The following is a 19,700-nucleotide window of genomic DNA, read 5'->3' on the forward strand; positions in this document are numbered from 1 at the left end:
TAACAAGAAAGAGGTGGTTCATGTTCAAGAAGACTCTTGGCGCTGTGGCGCTGGCAATGGTGTTCAGCGGCTTTGTATCGGCTGAAGAAGTGAAGATCGGCTTCCTGGTCAAGCAGGCCGAAGAGCCGTGGTTCCAGACTGAATGGGCCTTCGCCGAAAAAGCCGGCAAGGAGCATGGCTTCACCGTGATCAAGATCGCCGTGCCCGATGGCGAGAAAACCCTCTCGGCCATCGACAGCCTCGCCGCCAACGGCGCCAAGGGCTTTGTGATCTGCCCACCGGACGTGTCCCTGGGCCCGGCCATTGTCGCCAAGGCCAAGGTCAATGGCCTGAAAGTCATGGCCGTGGATGACCGCTTTGTCGATGCCAAGGGCAACTTCATGGAAGACGTACCGTACCTGGGCATGGCCGCGTTTGAAGTGGGCCAGAAACAAGGGGCCGCCATGGCCGCCGAAGCGAAAAAACGCGGCTGGGACTGGAAGGACACCTATGCGGTGATCAACACCTTCAACGAACTCGACACCGGCAAGAAGCGCACCGACGGCTCGATCAAATCCCTGGAAGACGCTGGTATTCCCAAGGATCACATCCTCACCGCCGCGCTTAAAACCCTCGACGTACCCGGCAGCATGGACGCCACCAACTCGGCCTTGGTCAAGCTGCCGAGCGGCGCGAAGAACCTGATCATCGGCGGCATGAACGACAACACGGTACTGGGCGGCGTGCGCGCCACCGAAAGTGCCGGTTTCAAGGCGGCCAACGTCATCGGCATCGGCATCAATGGCACCGACGCCATTGGCGAATTGAAGAAAGCCGACAGTGGTTTCTTCGGCTCCATGCTGCCGAGCCCGCATATCGAAGGCTATAACACCGCGCTGGCGATGTACGAATGGGTCACCACCGGCAAGGAACCTGCGAAGTACACCGCCATGGACGAAGTCACCCTGATCACCCGCGAGAACTTCAAGGAAGAGTTGACCAAAATCGGGTTGTGGAAATGACCGCTGCGGCCCTGCGTTTTGACGCGATCGGCAAAACCTTTCCTGGGGTCAAGGCGCTGGACGGCATCAGCTTCACCGCCCACCCCGGGCAGGTGCATGCCCTGATGGGCGAGAACGGTGCGGGCAAGTCGACGCTGCTGAAAATCCTCGGCGGCGCCTACATTCCCAGCAGCGGCAGCGTGCAGATCGGCGCGCAGGTCATGGCGTTCAAGAACGCTGCCGACAGCATCGCCAACGGTGTCGCGGTGATCCACCAGGAACTGCATCTGGTGCCGGAAATGAGTGTGGCCGAGAACCTGTTCCTCGGGCACTTGCCGACGCGTTTCGGTGTGGTCAACCGCGGCGTGCTGCGCCAGCAGGCGCTGGCATGTCTCAAGGGCCTGGCCGATGAGATCGACCCCGACGAGAAGCTCGGGCGCCTGTCCCTGGGCCAGCGCCAACTGGTGGAAATCGCCAAGGCGCTGTCCCGCGGTGCCAACGTGATCGCCTTCGATGAGCCGACCAGCAGTTTGTCGGCGCGGGAAATCGACCGGCTGATGGCAATCATTGCGCGCCTGCGCGACGAGGGCAAAGTGGTGCTCTACGTGTCGCACCGCATGGAAGAAGTGTTCCGTATCTGCGATGCGGTGACGGTGTTCAAGGACGGTCGCTACGTGCGCACGTTCGAAGACATGAGCACGCTGACCCACGACCAGTTGGTGACCTGCATGGTCGGTCGCGATATCCAGGACATCTACGACTACCGCCCACGCGAGCACGGCGAAGTGGCGCTCAGGGTAGACGGCCTGCTCGGCCCGGGCCTGCGCGAGCCGATCAGCTTTGCGGTGCGCAAGGGCGAGGTCCTTGGGCTGTTCGGGCTGGTGGGGGCAGGGCGCACCGAGCTGTTTCGCCTGCTCAGTGGGCTGGAGCGCACCAGCGCCGGCAGCCTGCAGCTGTGCGGGCAAACCCTGCAATTGCGCTCACCCCGCGACGCCATCGCCGCCGGTATCTTGCTGTGTCCGGAGGATCGCAAAAAGGAAGGCATCATCCCGCTGGGCAGCGTCGCCGAAAACATCAACATCAGTGCCCGGGATGCGCATTCCACCTTTGGCTGGCTGTTGCGCGAAGGCTGGGAGAAAGCTAACGCCGACCGGCAGATCCAGGCGATGCGGGTCAAAACCCCGAACGCGGCGCAGAAGATCCTATACCTCTCCGGCGGCAATCAGCAGAAAGCCATTCTCGGCCGCTGGCTATCGATGCCGATGAAGGTCCTGCTGCTGGACGAGCCCACCCGCGGTATCGACATCGGCGCCAAGTCGGAGATTTACCAGATCATCCATAACCTGGCGGCCAGCGGCATTGCGGTAATCGTGGTGTCCAGCGACCTGATGGAGGTGATGGGCATTTCCGACCGCATCCTGGTGATGAGCGAAGGCGCCCTGAGCGGTGAACTGCGCCGTGCCCAAGCGGATGAAGCGCGCCTGTTGCAACTGGCGCTCCCGCGTTCGCGGGCTTGAAGAAATAAGAGGGGTTGGCTATGTCTGAAGTTAAAACTGCAAAGGGTTTCTGGCCGGGGTTCAACCAGCGCAAGTTTCTCGACGACTGGGTGATGCTGCTGGCAGCGTTGAGCATCTTTGTACTCAGCGCGGTATTTATCGACAACTTCCTTTCGCCACTGAACATGCGCGGCCTGGGGCTAGCGATATCCACGGTGGGCATCGCCGCGTGCACCATGCTGTTCTGCCTGGCGTCGGGGCACTTCGACTTGTCAGTGGGGTCGGTGATCGCTTGTGCCGGGGTGGTGGCGGGCATCGTGATCCGTGACACCGACAGCGTGGTTCTCGGCGTGTCGGCGGCACTGGCCATGGGGCTGGTGGTGGGGCTGATCAACGGCATCGTGATTGCCAAGCTGCGCATCAATGCGTTGATTGCCACCTTGGCGACGATGCAGATCGTGCGCGGCCTGGCGTACATCTTCTCCAACGGCAAGGCAGTGGGGGTGATGAATGAAGATTTCTTCGTATTCGGCAATGGCCAACTGATGGGCGTACCGGTGCCAATCATCATCACTGTGCTGTGTTTCGTGTTCTTCGGTTGGCTGCTCAATTACACCACCTATGGGCGCAACACCATGGCCATTGGTGGTAACCAGGAAGCCGCGCTGCTGGCCGGGGTGAATGTCGATCGCACCAAGATCATCATCTTTGCCGTGCACGGTTTGATCGGCGCATTGGCCGGGGTGATTCTCGCGTCGCGCATGACCTCGGGCCAGCCGATGATCGGCCAGGGTTTCGAGCTGACGGTGATCTCTGCGTGCGTGCTGGGCGGGGTATCGCTGAGCGGCGGCATCGGCATGATTCGCCATGTGATTGCCGGGGTGCTGATCCTGGCGATCATTGAGAATGCGATGAACCTGAAGAACATCGACACGTTTTACCAGTATGTGATCCGGGGTTCGATCCTGCTGCTGGCGGTCATCATCGACCGCATGAAACAACGCTGATGTTCGCCCTGTGAAGAGCAAACTGTGGGAGCTGGCTTGCCTGCGATAGCGGTGTGTCAGCCAGCCAATCTTTAATTGACCCACCGCCATCGCAGGCAAGCCAGCTCCCACCTTGGATCTCCTGTGTTCAGGAGGGCGGTATTTGCCATAATGCCGCTCGTTTTCGTACTACCACATAGGCCCGATATGCAGGAAAACGCCCACACCCCCGTCAAAGACGCCGCCCCCACCGGTACCCAAACCCTGTTGCGTGGCCTGGGCGTGGTGCACGCGGTGGCGGCTGGTGCGCGGGATCTGAAAGAGATTGCCCGGCGTATCGGCACCACGCGCAGTACCACGCACCGCCTGGCCAGTTGTCTGGTGGACGAGCGTTACCTGCGTGTAGTGCCGCAAGTCGGTTACCTGCTGGGGCCCAAGCTGATCGAGTTGGGCTTCCAGGCCCGTGAAGAGCTACCGTTGGTAAGCCTGGCGGTACCCTATCTGGACGAGTTGTCAGCCCTGACCGGCGACACCATCCACCTGGCGATCCGTGAATACGACGATGTGCTTTACCTGCACAAGAACCCTGGCCGCAATGGCCCGGAAATGCGCTCGCGGGTCGGCCACCGTATGCCGCTGGCGCGCACCGGTATCGGCAAGGCGTTGTTGCTGGATGATTCGCCGCAGGAGTGGCAGCGCCTGTACCACGCCAGCTTGCCGGCGGCGGGCAAAAGCCTGCAATGGCCGCAGCACCCGGAGCAATCCTGGGCGCAGTTCGAACAGCGCATGGGCGAGTATGTAGCGGGCGGGTATGCGTTCGACCTGGAAGACAACGAACCGTCGATTCGCTGTGTGGCCGCACCGGTGCGCGATGCCGGCGGGCGAATTGTCGCCGGCATCAGCATCGCCAGTACCGTGCCCTACATGCCGCTGGAGAAAATGGCCGAGCTGATCCCTGTGATCAAACAGGTCGCAGCCCGGCTGTCAGCGGAGTTGGGCGCCAAAGCCTGATCAGGCTTTGAGGCTCGCCATGTCGATAACGAAGCGGTACTTCACGTCACCGGCGATCATGCGCGTGTAAGCCTCGTTGATCTTGCGGATGTCGAGCATTTCGATGTCGCAGGTGATGTTGTGCTCGGCGCAGAAATCCAGGACTTCCTGGGTTTCGGCAATGCCGCCGATCAGCGAACCGGCCAGCACTTTACGGCCCAACACCAGTTTCGCGGCATTGACGGGCGGGTCCACCGGCTCGATCAGGCCGACCAGGATATGCACGCCGTCAAAGCGCAGTACATCGAGGTAGGGGTTCAAGTCGTGCTGCACCGGGATGGTGTCGAGCAGGAAGTCGAAGTGCCCGGCAGCGGCTTTCATCTGCTCGGCATCGGTGGACACGATCACATGGTCGGCGCCCTGACGGCGGCCTTCCTCAGCCTTGCTCGCCGAGCGTGTGAACAGCGTCACCTCGGCGCCCATGGCCTTGGCGAACTTGATGCCCATATGGCCCAGGCCGCCCATGCCGAGAATCCCGACTTTGTCGCCGGCCTTCACGCCGTAGTGCTTGAGCGGCGAGTACGTGGTGATGCCTGCACACAGAATTGGTGCAGCGCTGGCCAGGTCGAGTCTGGCTGGGATCTTCACCACAAAATGCTCGCTGACCACGATGCTGTCGGAGTAGCCGCCCATGGTGTTGCTGCCATCCACGCGGTCCGGGGTGGCGTAGGTCATGGTCGGGCCTTCGAGGCAGTATTGCTCAAGGTCTGACTGGCAGGCTTCGCAGTGGCGGCACGAATCCACCATGCAGCCTACGCCCACCAGATCACCGACTTTATGCGCGGTGACGTTGGCGCCGACGGCGGTGACCTTACCGACAATTTCATGGCCCGGCATCAGCGGGTACACGGCAATGCCCCACTCGTTGCGAGCCTGGTGGATATCGGAGTGGCACACGCCGCAGTAGAGGATCTCGATGGCCACGTCATCGACACGCGGGCTGCGGCGTTCAAACGACATAGGGGCGAGGGGAGTGGTGGCCGACTGGGCGGCATAACCGATGGCGGTGTACATGAAGAAACCTCGCAAAAAAGCAATGACAAGTGAGGCGAGCCATTCTGCGTACCGAGCGCACCGGCGGCCATGGCGATTGCTCCGAGTCTCATGCCTATTCGTCCGGCACTGCCTCAAGTTTGGATGTATTGGTCGCCAGACCTGCGATGATGCTCTCATCCCTAATTCGCGAAGTTTTTTACCATGTTGCTGACCCGCCATCTCGATGCCAACGCCACCCTGGTCGCCTTGATTGAGGGCCTTGCATCCCGCGACGGTTTTTCCCCGACTCACCTGCCCGGTGTAAAGGTATTGCGCGCCAGTTGCGATGTGGCGCGCGGGCCACAGATCTACGAGCCGAGCCTGATGTTCGTGGCCCAAGGCAGCAAAGTCGCGTACCTGGGCCCGCGTACCCTGGAGTATGGCGCCGGGCATTATCTGATCCAGGCGATGCCGGTGCCGTTCGAGTGCGAGACCTTTGCCATGGCGCCCGATGCGCCGCTGTATGGCGTGACGGTGGGCATCGACCGGGTGGTGTTGGGCGAGTTGGTGATTGCTATGGGTATGCAGACCGGGCCGCCGCCTACGGCGCAGACGTTGGAGTCGATGAGTTCGGTGGTGCTCGATGACGTCATGCGTGGATGCGTCGAACGGCTGTTGCAGTGCCTGCACGATCCGCTGGAAAGCCGGATCATGGGCCCGGCGCGGGTGCGCGAATTGTTGTTCACCGCCTTGCGCGGGCCGCAGGCGGATGTGCTGCGTGCATTGGTGGAACAACAGGGGCAGTTTTCGCGCATCGCCACCTCATTGAATCACCTGCATGCCCATTACGCCGAACCGCTGAATATCGAGACGCTGGCCGGGTATGCGCACATGAGTGCGTCGACCTTCCATGAGCATTTCAAGCGTTGCACCTTGTTGTCGCCGGTGCAGTACCTCAAGCGCCTGCGACTATTGAAGGCCCAACAGTTGCTGCTGGTGGAGGGCATGAGCGTGGCGCAGGCGGCGCACAGCGTGGGGTATCAGAGTACGTCGCAGTTCAGTCGCGAATATAAGCGTTACTTTTTGCGTAACCCTGGTGAAGAGCGAGCCGCCTGAGTCTACCGGGTACGCCTGTCAGATAAGCCTTGCTTGCATGAAGATCGAATAGGGAGGCAATACCTGATAACTGTTTCAGCGCGGTGGCAACGGAACTGCTCTGGCTCGTTATGCACTCACGATTGCACCAGGCGAATTAGCGTCTGGGACCAAGGAGGTAGTGCGCGTGAAAGTTCAGCCCCTCACTCATACGATGCTTATCAGCACTCAGCAATCCGCTTCTGCGCTGCCTGCAAACACTGTAACCGCAGGTGAGGTTAACGGTTCGGCAGGCATGAAAGTGAGTGTTGCCAACAACACGACAGTCACCCCTGACCCGAATCACGAACTTGATTTTTCCAAGGGTGTAATTTACGGCTCGCTCGATGTAACACCGCCTACTGCGAGGTATACGTTTGGCGAGCGTGAACGGCGAATCAATGCCTATGCTGGTCGCGTTGTTGCGCAGATCCAGACTATGGAAACTGGCGACGAAGGCCAACGCAATATCAGATTCCAGCACTTGCGTCCGTTCTTGGAGCCTGCAGGTTATTTCAGCGGTGGATTGCTGGCGGCGGGGTACGACCCACATCAAAAAATCACGGTGACGTTCCAGTCTTACGTCAAGGAACTCAATGGTGTCTCGCATCTGACTAATCAGGATGAACGCACCTACTTGGCATGGCAAATTGCAGCCGGTGCGTTGAAGCACGATAAAGTGGCGCCGGGGGGCCAGTTGAACGCCCAAGACATGCATATCAATGCGCAGGCCAAGGATATGATCAACGAACTTGAGGCCCTGGGCAGCGTACTTCAACGTCCTTGGGGGCAAGAAGTAGCCAAGCCGATGCGCGACCCTGAGGGCAAGCTAGCAGAACGCTCGGGGAAAGCGGACGCCTATGTGGTCAAGGGAACATTGCAAGGTCTGCATGACGACAAGGCTACGTTCAGTCAGCTTACGCCGGCGGGCCAGAGAGCCATCATTCGTACACTTGGGGACAATGGAAACGTCGTTGTTCCAAATATATACGGTTACTCTCTGGCCGGTTATGCCTTTGTTCCTTATGTCCATTATCACGGTGATTATGACCATCGACCTGATAAAGGCTTAATGGTTGATTTGAGACGCGGCACTGTCAGTGAACTGCACGGGGATGATGACTTTGCCAAATGGGCTGAAAGAAATCGTGCTCATGTGCAGAACAGTTTCAACGCCCGTGACCGGCAAGGCGGCAAAGACGCGCACTGGCCAAGGGCAGACTATGTTCTGGGGGCGCTTATTCACGGTAATAGCGCCACCTTCCCAGGCAGAAAAAATCTGCTTGCGGATAGGGCCGTACCCGTTCGGGAGACATTCAATTACACCCAATCGAGAGACAGCGATTATTACCTGAAGTTTGGCGATCTGAAGAGCGGCATTGCCTCTCACTTTCAGGCTGTTAACGCAAAAGACGCACGGTGGGCCGACCAGACTGAGGTCTTTGGTGCGTCGCAGCAGAACTGGAAAGCCGCGAAAGAATTTTGGGGCAATACCTTCGGTTACCTGCCCATCATCGGTAACACCGGCAACATTGTCTTCGGGGTTCATGACGCCATTGATGGCATGACGCAAAATGATCGAGTAGCCGGCGGTGCCGCAGCGGTGATCTCAGGTCTGCAACTGGCCCATGAAATTGTCATGGCGAAGGCAGATGTAGAGTTGGGAGAACCCTCGTTAACCAATAACGCTGGCGCCCAACACTACCGCTGGGAACTTGACTCACAGACAAACGACCTGCAATTGATGAGGGCACCCAATACTGGCGCGTCTTTTCCAGGTATGCGGGAAATCGAGTTAGGTGGCAAACCCTATTACGTCGCCAATGCCCCTGATGCCGGGGACGGCATGCATTACATTTTGCGTGTAGTCGATCCACATGACCCCGACCAGTTGGCCAGTAGCGCCATTGTTGCCAAGCCCGATGCTCAGGGTGTTTGGCGTCGAAGAGGAGTCATGGGCGGTGGGCTGGATGAACTTGAGGGACGATTGAAAGACCCCGTCGGGTTTGGCTCCCGTGCGATGGTGTATGCCGACCCGGACGATGCTGATTATGTGATCAAAGTAACGTTCCCTTTACCGGCTGCCAAGCGCATTGCCGATATGAAAAATGAGGTGGCGTTATTTAACCGATATTATGGAGAACAGCGTGCGACGTTCCTTGGCAGCAATGCTGCTGACACCGTTTCCTATATGCGTATGCCCAAAGTGCCGGGAGAATCGCTTGAGCAACTGATGGCCGGGGATAAAGCCTTGCCCGAGGGCTTATCAGCCAGCGTGTTGAATATGCTGGTCGAATTGGAAAACGCCGGCATTGCTCACAATGATTTGGCCGCAAGAAATATTCTTTACGACGCCAATACTCGCAAGTGTTATCCGGTGGATTTTGGTTCGGCGAAGACGGCAGGGGTTAACCTGGCACAGTCCGATGACCGCTACAGTATTTGGGAACTGAGGGAGCAGATTCAACCGGATAACCAGTCTCTTGAAGAAATGGTCGAATTGTTGGAGTCGTTGAAAACCAATGCCGTCAGTTGAACCGATCAGCGATTTCAGCACCGCTGACAGCGCGTCCACCGGCTGAATCGAAGAAGCCATTGATTCAGCCGGTGCAGCCTGATCGTAGAACCACTGGTCAAGCGGCCTTACATATTCGGGTAAGTCGGCCCGCCCGCACCTTCCGGCGTTACCCAGGTAATGTTCTGCGAAGGGTCCTTGATGTCACAGGTCTTGCAGTGCACGCAGTTCTGGGCGTTGATCTGGAAGCGCTTCTCGCCGTCCTCCTTGGTCACCACCTCATACACGCCGGCCGGGCAGTAGCGCTGCGCCGGTTCATCGTAGAGCGGCAGGTTGGTGCCGATCGGGATGCTCGGGTCTTTGAGCTTCAGGTGGCACGGCTGTTCTTCTTCATGGTTGGTACCGGAGATGAACACCGAGCTCAGTTTGTCGAAGCTCAGCTTGCCGTCGGGTTTGGGGTAGGCGATCTTCTGGCTGTCTTTGGCCAGCTTCAGGCAGGCGTAGTCCGGCTTGGTGTCGTGCAGGGTGAAAGGAATCTTGCCGCCGAAAATGTTCTGGTCGAGCCAGTTGAAACCGCCGCCGATGATCGCGCCGAACTTGTGCACGGCCGGGCCGAAATTGCGGCTGGCGAACAGTTCTTCGTACAGCCAGCTGGCTTTGAAGCTGTCGACGTACGCGGTCAGTTCATCACCCCCTTCGGATTCGGCAAACAGGCGGTCGGCCACGGCGTCGGCGGCGAGCATGCCGGACTTCATGGCGGTGTGGCTGCCCTTGATCTTGGCAAAGTTCAGGGTGCCGAGGTCGCAACCGATCAGTGCGCCGCCCTTGAAGACCATCTTTGGCAACGAGTTCAACCCGCCTTTGCAGATCGCGCGGGCGCCGTAGCTGACCCGCTTGCCGCCTTCCAGGTATTGGGCCAGCACCGGGTGGTGCTTGAGGCGCTGGAACTCATCGAAGGGCGACAGGAAGGTATTGCTGTAGGACAGGTCGACGATCAGGCCGACCACGACTTGATTGTTTTCCAGGTGATAGAGGAACGAGCCACCGGTGTTCTCGTTACCCATGATATCCAGCGGCCAACCGGCGGTGTGCACTACCAGGCCTGGCTGGTGCTTGGCTGGATCGATTTCCCAGATTTCCTTGAGGCCGATGCCGTAGTGCTGGGCGTCGGCGTCGCTGTCCAGGTTGAAGCGCTGGATCAGCTGCTTGCCGATGTGCCCGCGGCAACCCTCGGCGAACAGAGTGTATTTGCCACGCAGCTCCATACCTGGGGTGTACAGGCCGTCTTTGGGCTTGCCTTCGCGGTCGACGCCGAGGTCGCCAGTGATGATCCCGCGCACCACGCCGTTTTCATCGAACAGAGCTTCCTGGGCGGCGAAGCCTGGGTAGATTTCCACGCCCAGGTTTTCGGCCTGCTGGGCCAGCCAGCGGCACAGGTTGCCCAGGGAAATGATGTAGTTGCCTTCGTTGTGCATGGTCTTGGGCACAAAGAAGTCGGGAACCTTGGTGGAAGTATCGCCGCTGCGCAGTACATAGATGTCATCGCGCACCACCGGGGTGTTGAGCGGGGCGCCGAGCTCTTTCCAGTCCGGGAACAGTTCGTTCAGGGCGCGGGGTTCAAACACGGCACCGGAGAGGATGTGGGCGCCGACTTCGGAGCCTTTCTCGACCACGCAGACGCTGATTTCCTTACCGGCTTCGGCGGCCTTCTGCTTCAGTCGGCAGGCGGCAGACAGGCCAGCCGGGCCGGCGCCGACGATGACCACGTCGAATTCCATGTATTCGCGTTCCACAGGCTATCTCCTACTCAAGGCTCAACAGGCTTTTTTTTCTAATGGGTGGAGGTTCGGTAGCGTCATGCACAACGGCAGGACCCACCTGTCTCTCTAGGTGGCGCATTATATATAGACCACTGGCAGCGTCCAATACAAACGTTTGTTTGAATTGCCCGCAGCCTAGGTAAATCAAAGCAACGGGGCTTATGACTGACCATTTTGCCGTATTGACCAGAATAGGCGTTCCGGTCAAGATACGGTCGGTTTCGCGCTTCCCGTAGGCAGACTGCAGGTTTCAAGAGCACGTCCAAAGGTAAGCTGGTGTGCAGTTTACACGCCGCGATAAAGAATGACCTCTCAGTCACCGCTGACGAACGGTCATCATTTTCCCGTGTGCAAGGCCACTGCCGAGGTCTTTGGAGGTGCCCTTGTGTGCCGATGAGCATCAACCGCCAGGTTCGCCTAGGCGACTTTCTTTTCACCGGAGAGTAACGAGGAATCCATGAAGGTTCTTGTAGCTGTCAAACGCGTTGTCGATTACAACGTGAAAGTTCGCGTCAAGGCGGACAATTCCGGCGTCGACCTTGCTAACGTCAAGATGTCGATGAACCCTTTCTGCGAAATCGCTGTGGAAGAAGCCGTACGCCTGAAAGAGAAAGGCGTTGCGACTGAAATCGTCGTGGTGTCCATCGGTCCGACCACTGCCCAAGAGCAGCTGCGTACCGCTCTGGCCCTGGGCGCCGACCGCGCCATTCTGGTGGAGTCCGCTGAAGAACTGACTTCCCTGGCGGTTGCCAAACTGCTCAAGGCCATTGTCGACAAGGAACAGCCTCAGTTGGTGATCCTGGGCAAACAAGCCATCGACAGCGACAACAACCAGACTGGCCAGATGCTGGCTGCACTGACCGGTTACGGCCAGGGTACCTTTGCTTCGAAAGTCGAAGTCAGTGGCGACAGCGTTGCGGTCACCCGTGAAATCGACGGCGGCGCCCAGACGGTTTCCCTGAAACTGCCGGCCATCGTCACCACCGACCTGCGTTTGAACGAGCCGCGCTATGCGTCCCTGCCAAACATCATGAAAGCCAAGAAGAAGCCGCTTGAATCGGTGACTCCGGATGCTTTGGGCGTTTCCACCGCCTCCACCAACAAGACCATCAAAGTTGAAGCGCCGGCTGCACGCAGCGCAGGCATCAAGGTCAAGTCGGTGGCTGAACTGGTCGAGAAACTGAAAAACGAAGCGAAGGTGATCTGATCATGGCTATCCTCGTAATCGCTGAACACGACAACAAGGTGCTGGCCCCGGCCACCCTGAACACCGTGGCTGCCGCCGCTAAAATCGGTGGTGACATCCACGTACTGGTTGCAGGCCAAGGCGCTGGCGCCGTGGTTGAAGCCGCTGCAAAAATTGCAGGCGTGAGCAAAGTCCTGAACGCTGACAATGCCGCCTACGCGCATCAGTTGCCAGAAAACGTTGCCCCGCTGGTTGCAGAGCTGGGCGCTGGCTACAGCCACATCCTGGCTGCCGCTACCTCCAACGGCAAAAACATCCTGCCACGCGTTGCCGCGCAGCTGGACGTTGACCAGATCTCCGAGATTATCTCGGTAGAAAGCGCCGACACCTTCAAGCGCCCGATCTACGCCGGTAACGCCATCGCTACCGTGCAGTCCAACGCCTCGGTCAAGGTCATCACCGTACGCGCCACCGGTTTCGATCCGGTTGCCGCCGAAGGGTGTTCGGCCGCCGTTGAAGCCGTCTCCGCTGCCCACGACGCGGGTACTTCCAGCTTTGTTGGCGAAGAGCTGGCCAAGTCGGACCGTCCTGAACTGACCGCCGCCAAGATCGTCGTTTCCGGCGGGCGTGGCATGCAGAACGGTGACAACTTCAAACACCTGTACGCCCTGGCCGACAAGCTGGGCGCTGCGGTCGGCGCTTCCCGCGCAGCCGTGGACGCAGGTTTTGTACCCAACGACATGCAGGTCGGCCAGACCGGCAAGATCGTTGCGCCACAGCTGTACATTGCCGTCGGTATTTCCGGCGCGATCCAGCACTTGGCCGGTATGAAAGACTCCAAGGTGATCGTTGCGATCAACAAGGACGAAGAAGCACCGATCTTCCAGGTGGCCGATTATGGCCTGGTGGCAGACTTGTTCGAAGCCGTACCTGAGCTTTCGAAGCTGGTCTAATCCAGCTGCTTCACTTATAAAGAGCCCGGTCTTATGACCGGGTTTTTTTTTACTTATCAGGAGAACCTTGCCATGGAGTTGCGCCCCTGGACTTTACTGCTGGGCCTCACGCTGCTGCCGAGCCTGTCATTCGCCGCCGGCAAATGCGAACGCCTGGTGATCACCGGCAGCCCGGACGCACCGCCCTTGCTGTGGCGCGACCCCCAGGACCCCACGCACCTGATCGGCGCTACCGCCGACGTGTTGCAACAAGTGGGCAAGGACCTTGGGTTGAAAATCGACCTGCTCTACGGCGGCAAGCGCTCCCTGGCCTTGGATGAGGCGCGCAGCGGGCGCATGGATATTCTCGCTGATGCTCCACTGAATCTCGGTGAGCTGGACAACTTCGACTACATCCATCCGGCGTTGATGCAGACCGACTACCTGGTCTGGACGCGCAAGGATTCGCCGCTGGCCTACACCACGGCGGCTGACCTGCACGGCTACAAGGGCGCGGTATCGGAGCGCGCCCGTCTGAGCACTGAATTCGAAACCTTCGCCGGCCAACAGCTCAGCCTGCAACGCCTGCCGAATCTCACGCCGGCGTTCCAGAAACTGTTGCTGGGGGAGGTGGACTACGTGCTGGCGGGACGCTATTCCGGCATGGCCATGGCCCAGACCTTGGGCATGAGTAACGACTTGGTCGCCCATGAGGTGCCTGTCGATCAGCCCGGGCTGTACCTGGCGATTTCCCATAACTCGGCGTGCAATGATCCTTGGCTGCGCGGACAGCTGACCAAAAAGATGACAGAATTGCCCGCGTCCGGTGTCGCGCAAGCCGCGCTGCAGCGCAATCTGGAGCGCTGGAAAGCGCAATTGCAACAACCCGTCGGCACCCCAACAAAGTAGGGATTTACAGTGATTTTTCGACCTCTTTTCGCGGCCCTCGCCGTTGTCGCTCTGGCGGGATGTGCAACCGATCCTGCGCCGAATGAACAAATGCGCCTGACCCAGCAAGCCCTGGAGCAAGCCAACGCGGTCGGGGTCAACGCCGATGAATCGCCCGAACTGAAACTGGCCGAAGAAAAGTTCGCCAGGGCCAAGTCCAACATGGCCGACCAATCGTACAAGCGCGCGCGTATGCGGGCCGAGCAGGCCGAGCTGGATGCGCGCCTGGCCGAGGCAAAAGTGCTGACCGCCAAGAGCCAGGAACAATTGAACGTGCTTAATACCCGTATCACTCGCCTGCGCAAGCAACTGCAATTGGGAGACGCGCAATGAGCCCGATGATCCGTGGTTTGAGCTGTGCGTTGCTCTTGGGTAGCGCGGCACTGGGCGGATGCGCCAGCCAGCCCAGCAGCGAGCAGGCATTGCAACAGGCGGGCGACGACTTCCAGAAGGTCAAGGAAGACTCCAATGTGCTGCGCTTTGCGCCCAAGGATGTGATCCGCGCCGGCGAGTCCCTGGCCCGTGCCGATCGCCTGTCCAGCTACTGGGGCAGCGGCTCCGACGTGGTGCATTACGCCTACCTGAGCCAGCGCTACAGTGCCATCGCCCGCGAACACACCGAGCAGGGCCTCAATGCCGAGCGCGGTACCCAGCTCGAGCTGGAGCGTCAGCGCCTGCAACTGGCCCTGCGCGAAAACAAGCTGGCCAGTGTGCAGCAGCAGGGCAAGTGGGTTGAAGCGCAGATCGCCAGCCTCACCACCCAGACCGACCGAGGCTTGGTGATGACCCTGGGGGATGTGTTGTTCGATACCGGCGAAGCCGAACTGCAAAACTCGGCCAGCCGCACCGTGCTCAAGATCGTGCAGTTTCTGCAACTGAACCCCAAGCGTCGGGTGCGTATCGAGGGCTATACCGACAACACCGGGGGCGAGCAGGAGAACCTCAAACTTTCTCGTGACCGCGCCCAATCGGTGGCAGACCTGTTGATGGACCTGGGTGTCGACGACAAGCGTATCGAGGTTCAGGGTTATGGCGATCAATACCCGGTAGAAGCCAACGCCTCCGAACGAGGCCGCGCACAGAATCGCCGGGTGGAAATCGTATTCTCCGACGAGAAAGGCCAACTGGGCGCCGCTCGCTAAAGTCTGACGCAATTGCATGTGGGAGGGGGCTTGCTCCCGATAGCGGTAGTTCAGTTGCAACATCTTCGACTGATACACCGTCATCGGGAGCAAGCCCCCTCCCACATTTTGTCACGCGTACTCCCTTCACAGTTTTTGCTGTCACTACGGTTCGCGCTCGATTATTGTGTTAACTGTCCCCGTACACTTCTAAACTGTGCTGGTATGTTTCACACAAAAATAAAATAGCCGTGAAATCGAGTGCTGCGTCATGACCAATCTGTTGCTTTACCAACGTATTGCCCAGCAACTGGCTGAAGACATCCGGCGCGGTGTCTACCAACCGGGAGAGCGCGTGCCCTCTGTGCGCAAGATGAGCTCCCAGCTCAATGTGAGCCATGCCACGGTGTTGCAGGCCTACGCCAACCTGGAAGACCAGGGGTTGATTCGGGCGCGGCCGCAATCGGGTTATTACGTGCACCAGACCCCGGCACTCACGGCGCCGACGCCAGACATCGCCCGGGTCGAGCGCCCGGGGCTGGTCACCCGCAGCAGTATCATCCAGCAGGTGTTGGTCGAGTCACGTCGTGAAGGCGTATTCCCCCTGGGCGCTGCGGTGCCGAGTGTGGACTACCTGCCGGTACGGGCGCTGCACCAGCAGTTGGCCAAGGTCACGCGGTTCCAGAGCCCACGGGCCTTCAGCTACATGTTCAGCCCCGGCTTCGAACCGTTGCGTCGCCAGGTGGCGATCCGAATGCGCGATGCCGGCGTAGTCGTGGATCCGTCCGAAGTGGTGATCACCCACGGCTGCGTCGATGCGTTGCAGATGTCCTTGCGCGTGCTGACCCGGCCCGGCGACTTGATCGCCGCCGAATCACCGACTTACTACGGCTTGCTGCAACTGGCCGATTTGCTCGGCCTCAAAGTCATTGAGATCCCCAGCGACCCCGCCACGGGCATGAGCCTGGAAGCCCTGCAATTGGCGGCCAACCAATGGTCGATCAAAGCGTTGGTGCTGACCACGCGCCTGAGCAACCCCTTGGGCGGCACCATGCCAGAGGAGCGACAGAAGCAATTGCTGCGCCTGGCGTCGGATTTCGATATCCAGATCGTCGAGGACGATATCTATGGCGAGCTGATGTTCGAACTGGGCCGCACCAAGGCCCTGAAAGCCTATGACCGTCTTGACCGGGTCATCTATTGTTCGAGTTTTTCCAAGACCTTGTCTCCGGGCGTGCGCATCGGCTGGATGATCGCCGGCAAGTACCAGCAGGAGATTCAGCGCCTGCAAATGTTCAGCACTCACTCTGCCTGCAGCGTCACGCAGATGGGCGTGGCGGCGTACCTGGAAAACGGCGGCTACGACCGTCACCTGCGTTACATTCGCCAGGAATACCGCAAGAACCTCAGCGCCTTCCAGCTGGCGGTACAGCAATATTTCCCCGAAGGCACCCAGATGACCCGTCCGACCGGCGGCTTTATCCTGTGGGTCAGTTTGCCGGGGCGGGTCAATACCCAGGAGCTGCACGTGCGTGCCTTGCAACAGGGCATCAGCATTGCACCAGGGCTGATCTTCAGTAATACCGAACAGTTCAACCACTGTATCCGTCTCAATTGCGGCACCCCGTGGAACCGCGAGGCAGAGCGGGCGTTGATGACCCTGGGCATGCTTGCCAGCCAGCTGTGCCAGGAAACTGCAGCAGGCTTTTGAGGGGGGCAGAGGGGACAACATTGATCTGCGCCCTTGTCATGCCACGCACAACAAGCGAGCATATGGCCTTCTGCCGTTAATGCTGTTGGCGATATGACGTCTATTTTCCGTGTAACTTTGGTGATTGGCCTGTTAAGCCTGTGCAACGTCTGCACGGTGCTGGCTGCAACGCCGGTGGCTGACGTTAAACCCGCCGCGAGTGCCGAGCAAAAAACGTCGGCCAAGCAGCCAACGCCCGCAAAAAAAGCCCCAGCCACCGGGAAAAAAGCGGTGAAGACCAAAAAGCGCGCACCTGTGGCGAGCAAGTCCAAGTCGGCCCATGAAGTGGCCCAGACCAAACTGCCACCGGCACAGTTGGACCTGTCCCTGCCTTCGGACATGGTCAGGCACTTGCAACCGATCGGCACCATGCCCAAACCCAAGAGCGTGCCCTTGCTGCCGCCGATGTTTGGCGAAAAGCCCACCGATAACAGCGCGTTCCAGATCAACGGCCGCTTGCTCAGCAATGAGATGAAGCTGCAACTGCGTAACGATGAGCGTCGCGATGTAGAAGGCGCCGCGCTGGATTTCGAATTCAAGCAATAAACTGTTCAGTCACAGGTGACCCGGGTTGCCGACCATCTGTCGCAGACTGGTCGGTCATCTTTGTTTTGTGCGAAAAACCCCTGTTGGACCATTTTAAAACGGCTGTTTAAGGGCGTACTCTAGCCCGGCCATCCCTATTGAGTCGTCGAGGACCTGCTGGTCATGAAATGCCGTGAAGGCTGTGGCGCATGCTGCATCGCCCCCTCCATCAGTTCACCGCTGCCGGGAATGCCCCAGGGCAAACCCGCAGGCGTGCGTTGCCTGCACCTGTCGGTGGAACAACTGTGCCAGCTATTCGGTCAACCGGAACGTCCGGCGGTGTGCAGTGATTTCAAGGCGGATATCGAGGTCTGCGGTAACGACCAGGCCGATGCGATTCGCTTGATCGGCTGGTGGGAGCAAATGACGGCGGCTTGATGGGCTTTACTATCGGAACTTCAACAACAAGGAATACAACGATGGGTTCGCTGAAACGAATGGCTGTGGTGTGCGGTTTTACGATGATGTTCGCGGCCACTGCCCAGGCTGAGGATTGGCAAGTTGCCAAGGACGAAGACGGCATCAAGATTTCGCTGAGCGAAATGGCCGGCTCCAAGTACAAAGCCTATCGCGGTGTCACGGTAATCAAGGCGCCTGTCGCCAAAATCCAGGCTTTGCAGGAAGACGTCGCGGGGGCCTGCGCGTGGATCCATGAATGCAAATCCCAGAAACTCGTCGACAAGAAAGGCGACGAGGCATGGACCTACACCCAGTTCAAGGCGCCGTTCCCTGTGACGGATCGCGATTCGTATATCCACGTCACCACCACCAAAGCCGCTGACGGCAGCGTTACGCGCAAGTTGGAAGGCGTGCCGACTTACAAGCCTGAAGAAAAAGGCTACGTGCGAGTGGCCCAGGTCGATGGCTTCTGGAAACTGGTGCCCAAAGGTGCCAACGAAACCGAAGTGACCTACCAGGTACACACCGAGCCAGGCGGCAGCGTGCCGTCGTGGTTGGCCAACAAGTTCGTGGTGGACGCGCCGTTCAACACCTTGAAAGCCTTGAAGGAACACGCTGAAAAATAAGCGCTGTTGATCAGGTGCCTCCGGGCTTGAGTGGAACGTTTGGCGAGCCCTCAAGGTCCAGATAAATGTAAGCCCACCAATGGGTTTTATCGAGGAGGCACCGATGCCGAAGTGGAATGTTTCTTTCATCAATGACCGCGGCGAGCCGGTAGTCGAGCAATTCGAGTGCGAGCATGAGCCGACGCTGGAAGAAGCCGCACAGATGGTGCGGGTGCGTGTGTCGCCGGTGTTGGAAAAGCTGGACCTTAACGATCTTGCCGATCGTGTTCCCGATCCCACGGTCAAGAGCCTGCATGATCAAAACGGTATCAAAAATCTCAAGGTCGAACCCGCGGCCTGAATATTTCCGTTATACCCATCCAAGCACCTCTGGTGGAGGTGATAGCTTCGCGCTACTCTGCAATCGAGATCAGCGAACGAATCGCTAAGGTCTGGTCTTGTCAGCTACATGCTTGTTTTCCAGCGGTGTTGTTCCTGCCGTAGTACTCGCGCCAGCAGGGCGCGAGCTTCGGGAAGCACGGAAAGTCTATCCATCATTTGAGGAGCACTTTTCATGAGCACAGCCTATCAAGAAGACATCAGCACCAACGTTCTGCGCCGCATGAAAGAAGGCGGTTTTGATTTTTCGCGTTTTCACCCCATCGAGTTCTACGCCATTTTCCCGGATGAGGAACGGGCGCGCAGGGCTGCGGGTCGATTTCGTGGAGAGTCCCTGAATGCCCAGGTCAGTGCGCGCGACGATGGCGCCTGGTACCTGGAGTTGAGCAAGGTCATGTTCGCCACCTACGATGGTATAGGCGACTTTGAGCAAGACTTTGAAGCGGTGGTCGAACCGCTCGGCGGCATCATCGAAGGATGGGGCGTCAAGCAGGAGGTGCGTGGGTTACCCATGTAGCACGTGTTATGAGCAGCGCAGCGTATCGGCTGACCTTTGGGTCGGCCGTTTTTGTTTGCAGGGCTGCACATCGCAGTCTTGCGCGCAAAAAAAACCACCCGGATAGGGTGGCGGAAAGGGAACCTTGAGGAGTAAATCAGTACAACAGGTAACACATTACCGATTGCGCAAAAGCGTTGGCTGTAGGACATCTCCTGATCAGCTGATGGAAGCGATTATGTGCGGTGTCCGCCGAGCCGTGAAATCAACTCTGACTATGCTGTTGATAGTCAAAGCGCGCGTTGCAATGAAGCACTCCACAT

At 58.9% G+C, this 19,700-nt stretch carries 19 protein-coding genes; 17 read left to right on the forward strand and 2 right to left on the reverse strand.

What is annotated here, in order from left to right:
* The first annotated feature begins 20 nt into the window (after positions 1–20).
* The 4 genes from QMK52_RS14410 to QMK52_RS14425 all read left to right on the forward strand — a co-directional run bounded on the left by QMK52_RS14410 (position 21) and on the right by QMK52_RS14425 (position 4,473).
* Positions 21–1,001 carry a substrate-binding domain-containing protein gene (locus QMK52_RS14410; protein ID WP_078822086.1) on the forward strand — a complete coding sequence of 327 codons (981 nt, stop codon included), beginning with the start codon at positions 21–23 and terminating at the stop codon, positions 999–1,001.
* Positions 998–2,497 (forward strand): L-arabinose ABC transporter ATP-binding protein AraG, encoded by a 1,500-nt coding sequence (araG, locus tag QMK52_RS14415; RefSeq protein ID WP_320403000.1) that lies wholly within the window; start codon positions 998–1,000, stop codon positions 2,495–2,497. The genes QMK52_RS14410 and araG overlap by 4 nt, the downstream gene beginning before the upstream one ends.
* Positions 2,498–2,517: 20 nt before the next feature.
* The gene (gene araH, locus QMK52_RS14420) at positions 2,518–3,483 is read left to right on the forward strand and encodes an L-arabinose ABC transporter permease AraH (RefSeq protein WP_005790489.1); all 966 of its coding nucleotides are present in this window, start codon (positions 2,518–2,520) and stop codon (positions 3,481–3,483) included.
* Positions 3,484–3,669: 186 nt separating this feature from the next.
* Complete coding sequence (locus QMK52_RS14425; protein ID WP_005790487.1) at positions 3,670–4,473, forward strand: IclR family transcriptional regulator; 804 nt, start codon at positions 3,670–3,672, stop codon at positions 4,471–4,473.
* Here QMK52_RS14425 and QMK52_RS14430 read toward each other — a convergent pair whose 3' ends face one another.
* Positions 4,474–5,526 carry an NAD(P)-dependent alcohol dehydrogenase gene (locus QMK52_RS14430; protein WP_005790484.1) on the reverse strand — a complete coding sequence of 351 codons (1,053 nt, stop codon included), beginning with the start codon at positions 5,524–5,526 and terminating at the stop codon, positions 4,474–4,476.
* A 183-nt stretch (positions 5,527–5,709) separates the two neighbouring features.
* On the opposite strand from QMK52_RS14430, the gene QMK52_RS14435 reads away from it, so the two are divergent.
* Both QMK52_RS14435 and QMK52_RS14440 read left to right on the forward strand, forming a co-directional pair.
* On the forward strand, positions 5,710–6,603 hold the full coding sequence (locus QMK52_RS14435; RefSeq protein ID WP_320403001.1) for an AraC family transcriptional regulator: 894 nt from the start codon (positions 5,710–5,712) through the stop codon (positions 6,601–6,603).
* 166 nt (positions 6,604–6,769) lie between these two features.
* A complete protein-coding gene (locus QMK52_RS14440; RefSeq protein WP_320403002.1) occupies positions 6,770–9,157 on the forward strand; it encodes a hypothetical protein in 2,388 nt (795 codons plus the stop codon).
* 107 nt (positions 9,158–9,264) lie between these two features.
* On the opposite strand, the gene QMK52_RS14445 is transcribed toward QMK52_RS14440, so the two are convergent.
* Positions 9,265–10,929 (reverse strand): electron transfer flavoprotein-ubiquinone oxidoreductase, encoded by a 1,665-nt coding sequence (locus QMK52_RS14445; RefSeq protein ID WP_005790479.1) that lies wholly within the window; start codon positions 10,927–10,929, stop codon positions 9,265–9,267.
* 484 nt (positions 10,930–11,413) lie between these two features.
* Between QMK52_RS14445 and QMK52_RS14450 the strand changes: the two genes are divergently transcribed.
* The 11 genes from QMK52_RS14450 (at position 11,414) to QMK52_RS14500 (ending at position 19,398) form a co-directional block, all read left to right on the forward strand.
* The gene (locus QMK52_RS14450; RefSeq protein WP_194438961.1) at positions 11,414–12,163 is read left to right on the forward strand and encodes an electron transfer flavoprotein subunit beta/FixA family protein; all 750 of its coding nucleotides are present in this window, start codon (positions 11,414–11,416) and stop codon (positions 12,161–12,163) included.
* A 2-nt stretch (positions 12,164–12,165) separates the two neighbouring features.
* On the forward strand, positions 12,166–13,095 hold the full coding sequence (locus QMK52_RS14455; protein WP_320403003.1) for an electron transfer flavoprotein subunit alpha/FixB family protein: 930 nt from the start codon (positions 12,166–12,168) through the stop codon (positions 13,093–13,095).
* Between the two features lie 72 nt (positions 13,096–13,167).
* On the forward strand, positions 13,168–13,983 hold the full coding sequence (locus QMK52_RS14460; protein WP_194438959.1) for a substrate-binding periplasmic protein: 816 nt from the start codon (positions 13,168–13,170) through the stop codon (positions 13,981–13,983).
* Positions 13,984–13,992: 9 nt separating this feature from the next.
* On the forward strand, positions 13,993–14,355 hold the full coding sequence (locus QMK52_RS14465) for a DUF4398 domain-containing protein (protein ID WP_005790472.1): 363 nt from the start codon (positions 13,993–13,995) through the stop codon (positions 14,353–14,355).
* The gene (locus QMK52_RS14470; RefSeq protein ID WP_005790469.1) at positions 14,352–15,164 is read left to right on the forward strand and encodes an OmpA family protein; all 813 of its coding nucleotides are present in this window, start codon (positions 14,352–14,354) and stop codon (positions 15,162–15,164) included. Before QMK52_RS14465 ends, QMK52_RS14470 begins: the two co-directional genes overlap by 4 nt.
* 250 nt (positions 15,165–15,414) lie before the next feature.
* Positions 15,415–16,854: a PLP-dependent aminotransferase family protein gene (locus QMK52_RS14475; protein WP_005790467.1), complete on the forward strand. Its 1,440-nt coding sequence runs from the start codon at positions 15,415–15,417 to the stop codon at positions 16,852–16,854.
* A gap of 93 nt (positions 16,855–16,947) precedes the next feature.
* Entirely contained in the window at positions 16,948–17,439 is a 492-nt protein-coding gene (locus QMK52_RS14480; protein WP_005790464.1) for a hypothetical protein, read from the forward strand.
* Between the two features lie 162 nt (positions 17,440–17,601).
* Positions 17,602–17,856, forward strand: coding sequence for a YkgJ family cysteine cluster protein (locus tag QMK52_RS14485; protein WP_005790462.1), 255 nt, complete (start codon positions 17,602–17,604; stop codon positions 17,854–17,856).
* Positions 17,857–17,897: 41 nt separating this feature from the next.
* A complete protein-coding gene (locus QMK52_RS14490) occupies positions 17,898–18,503 on the forward strand; it encodes an START domain-containing protein (RefSeq protein ID WP_005790460.1) in 606 nt (201 codons plus the stop codon).
* A gap of 79 nt (positions 18,504–18,582) precedes the next feature.
* Positions 18,583–18,843: a hypothetical protein gene (locus tag QMK52_RS14495; protein WP_005790458.1), complete on the forward strand. Its 261-nt coding sequence runs from the start codon at positions 18,583–18,585 to the stop codon at positions 18,841–18,843.
* A gap of 213 nt (positions 18,844–19,056) precedes the next feature.
* A complete protein-coding gene (locus QMK52_RS14500) occupies positions 19,057–19,398 on the forward strand; it encodes a ribonuclease E inhibitor RraB (protein WP_005790456.1) in 342 nt (113 codons plus the stop codon).
* The last annotated feature ends 302 nt before the right edge of the window (positions 19,399–19,700 follow it).

This window comes from Pseudomonas sp. P9_2, from assembly GCF_034008255.1.
In the GTDB taxonomy this organism is placed as follows: domain Bacteria; phylum Pseudomonadota; class Gammaproteobacteria; order Pseudomonadales; family Pseudomonadaceae; genus Aquipseudomonas; species Aquipseudomonas synxantha_A.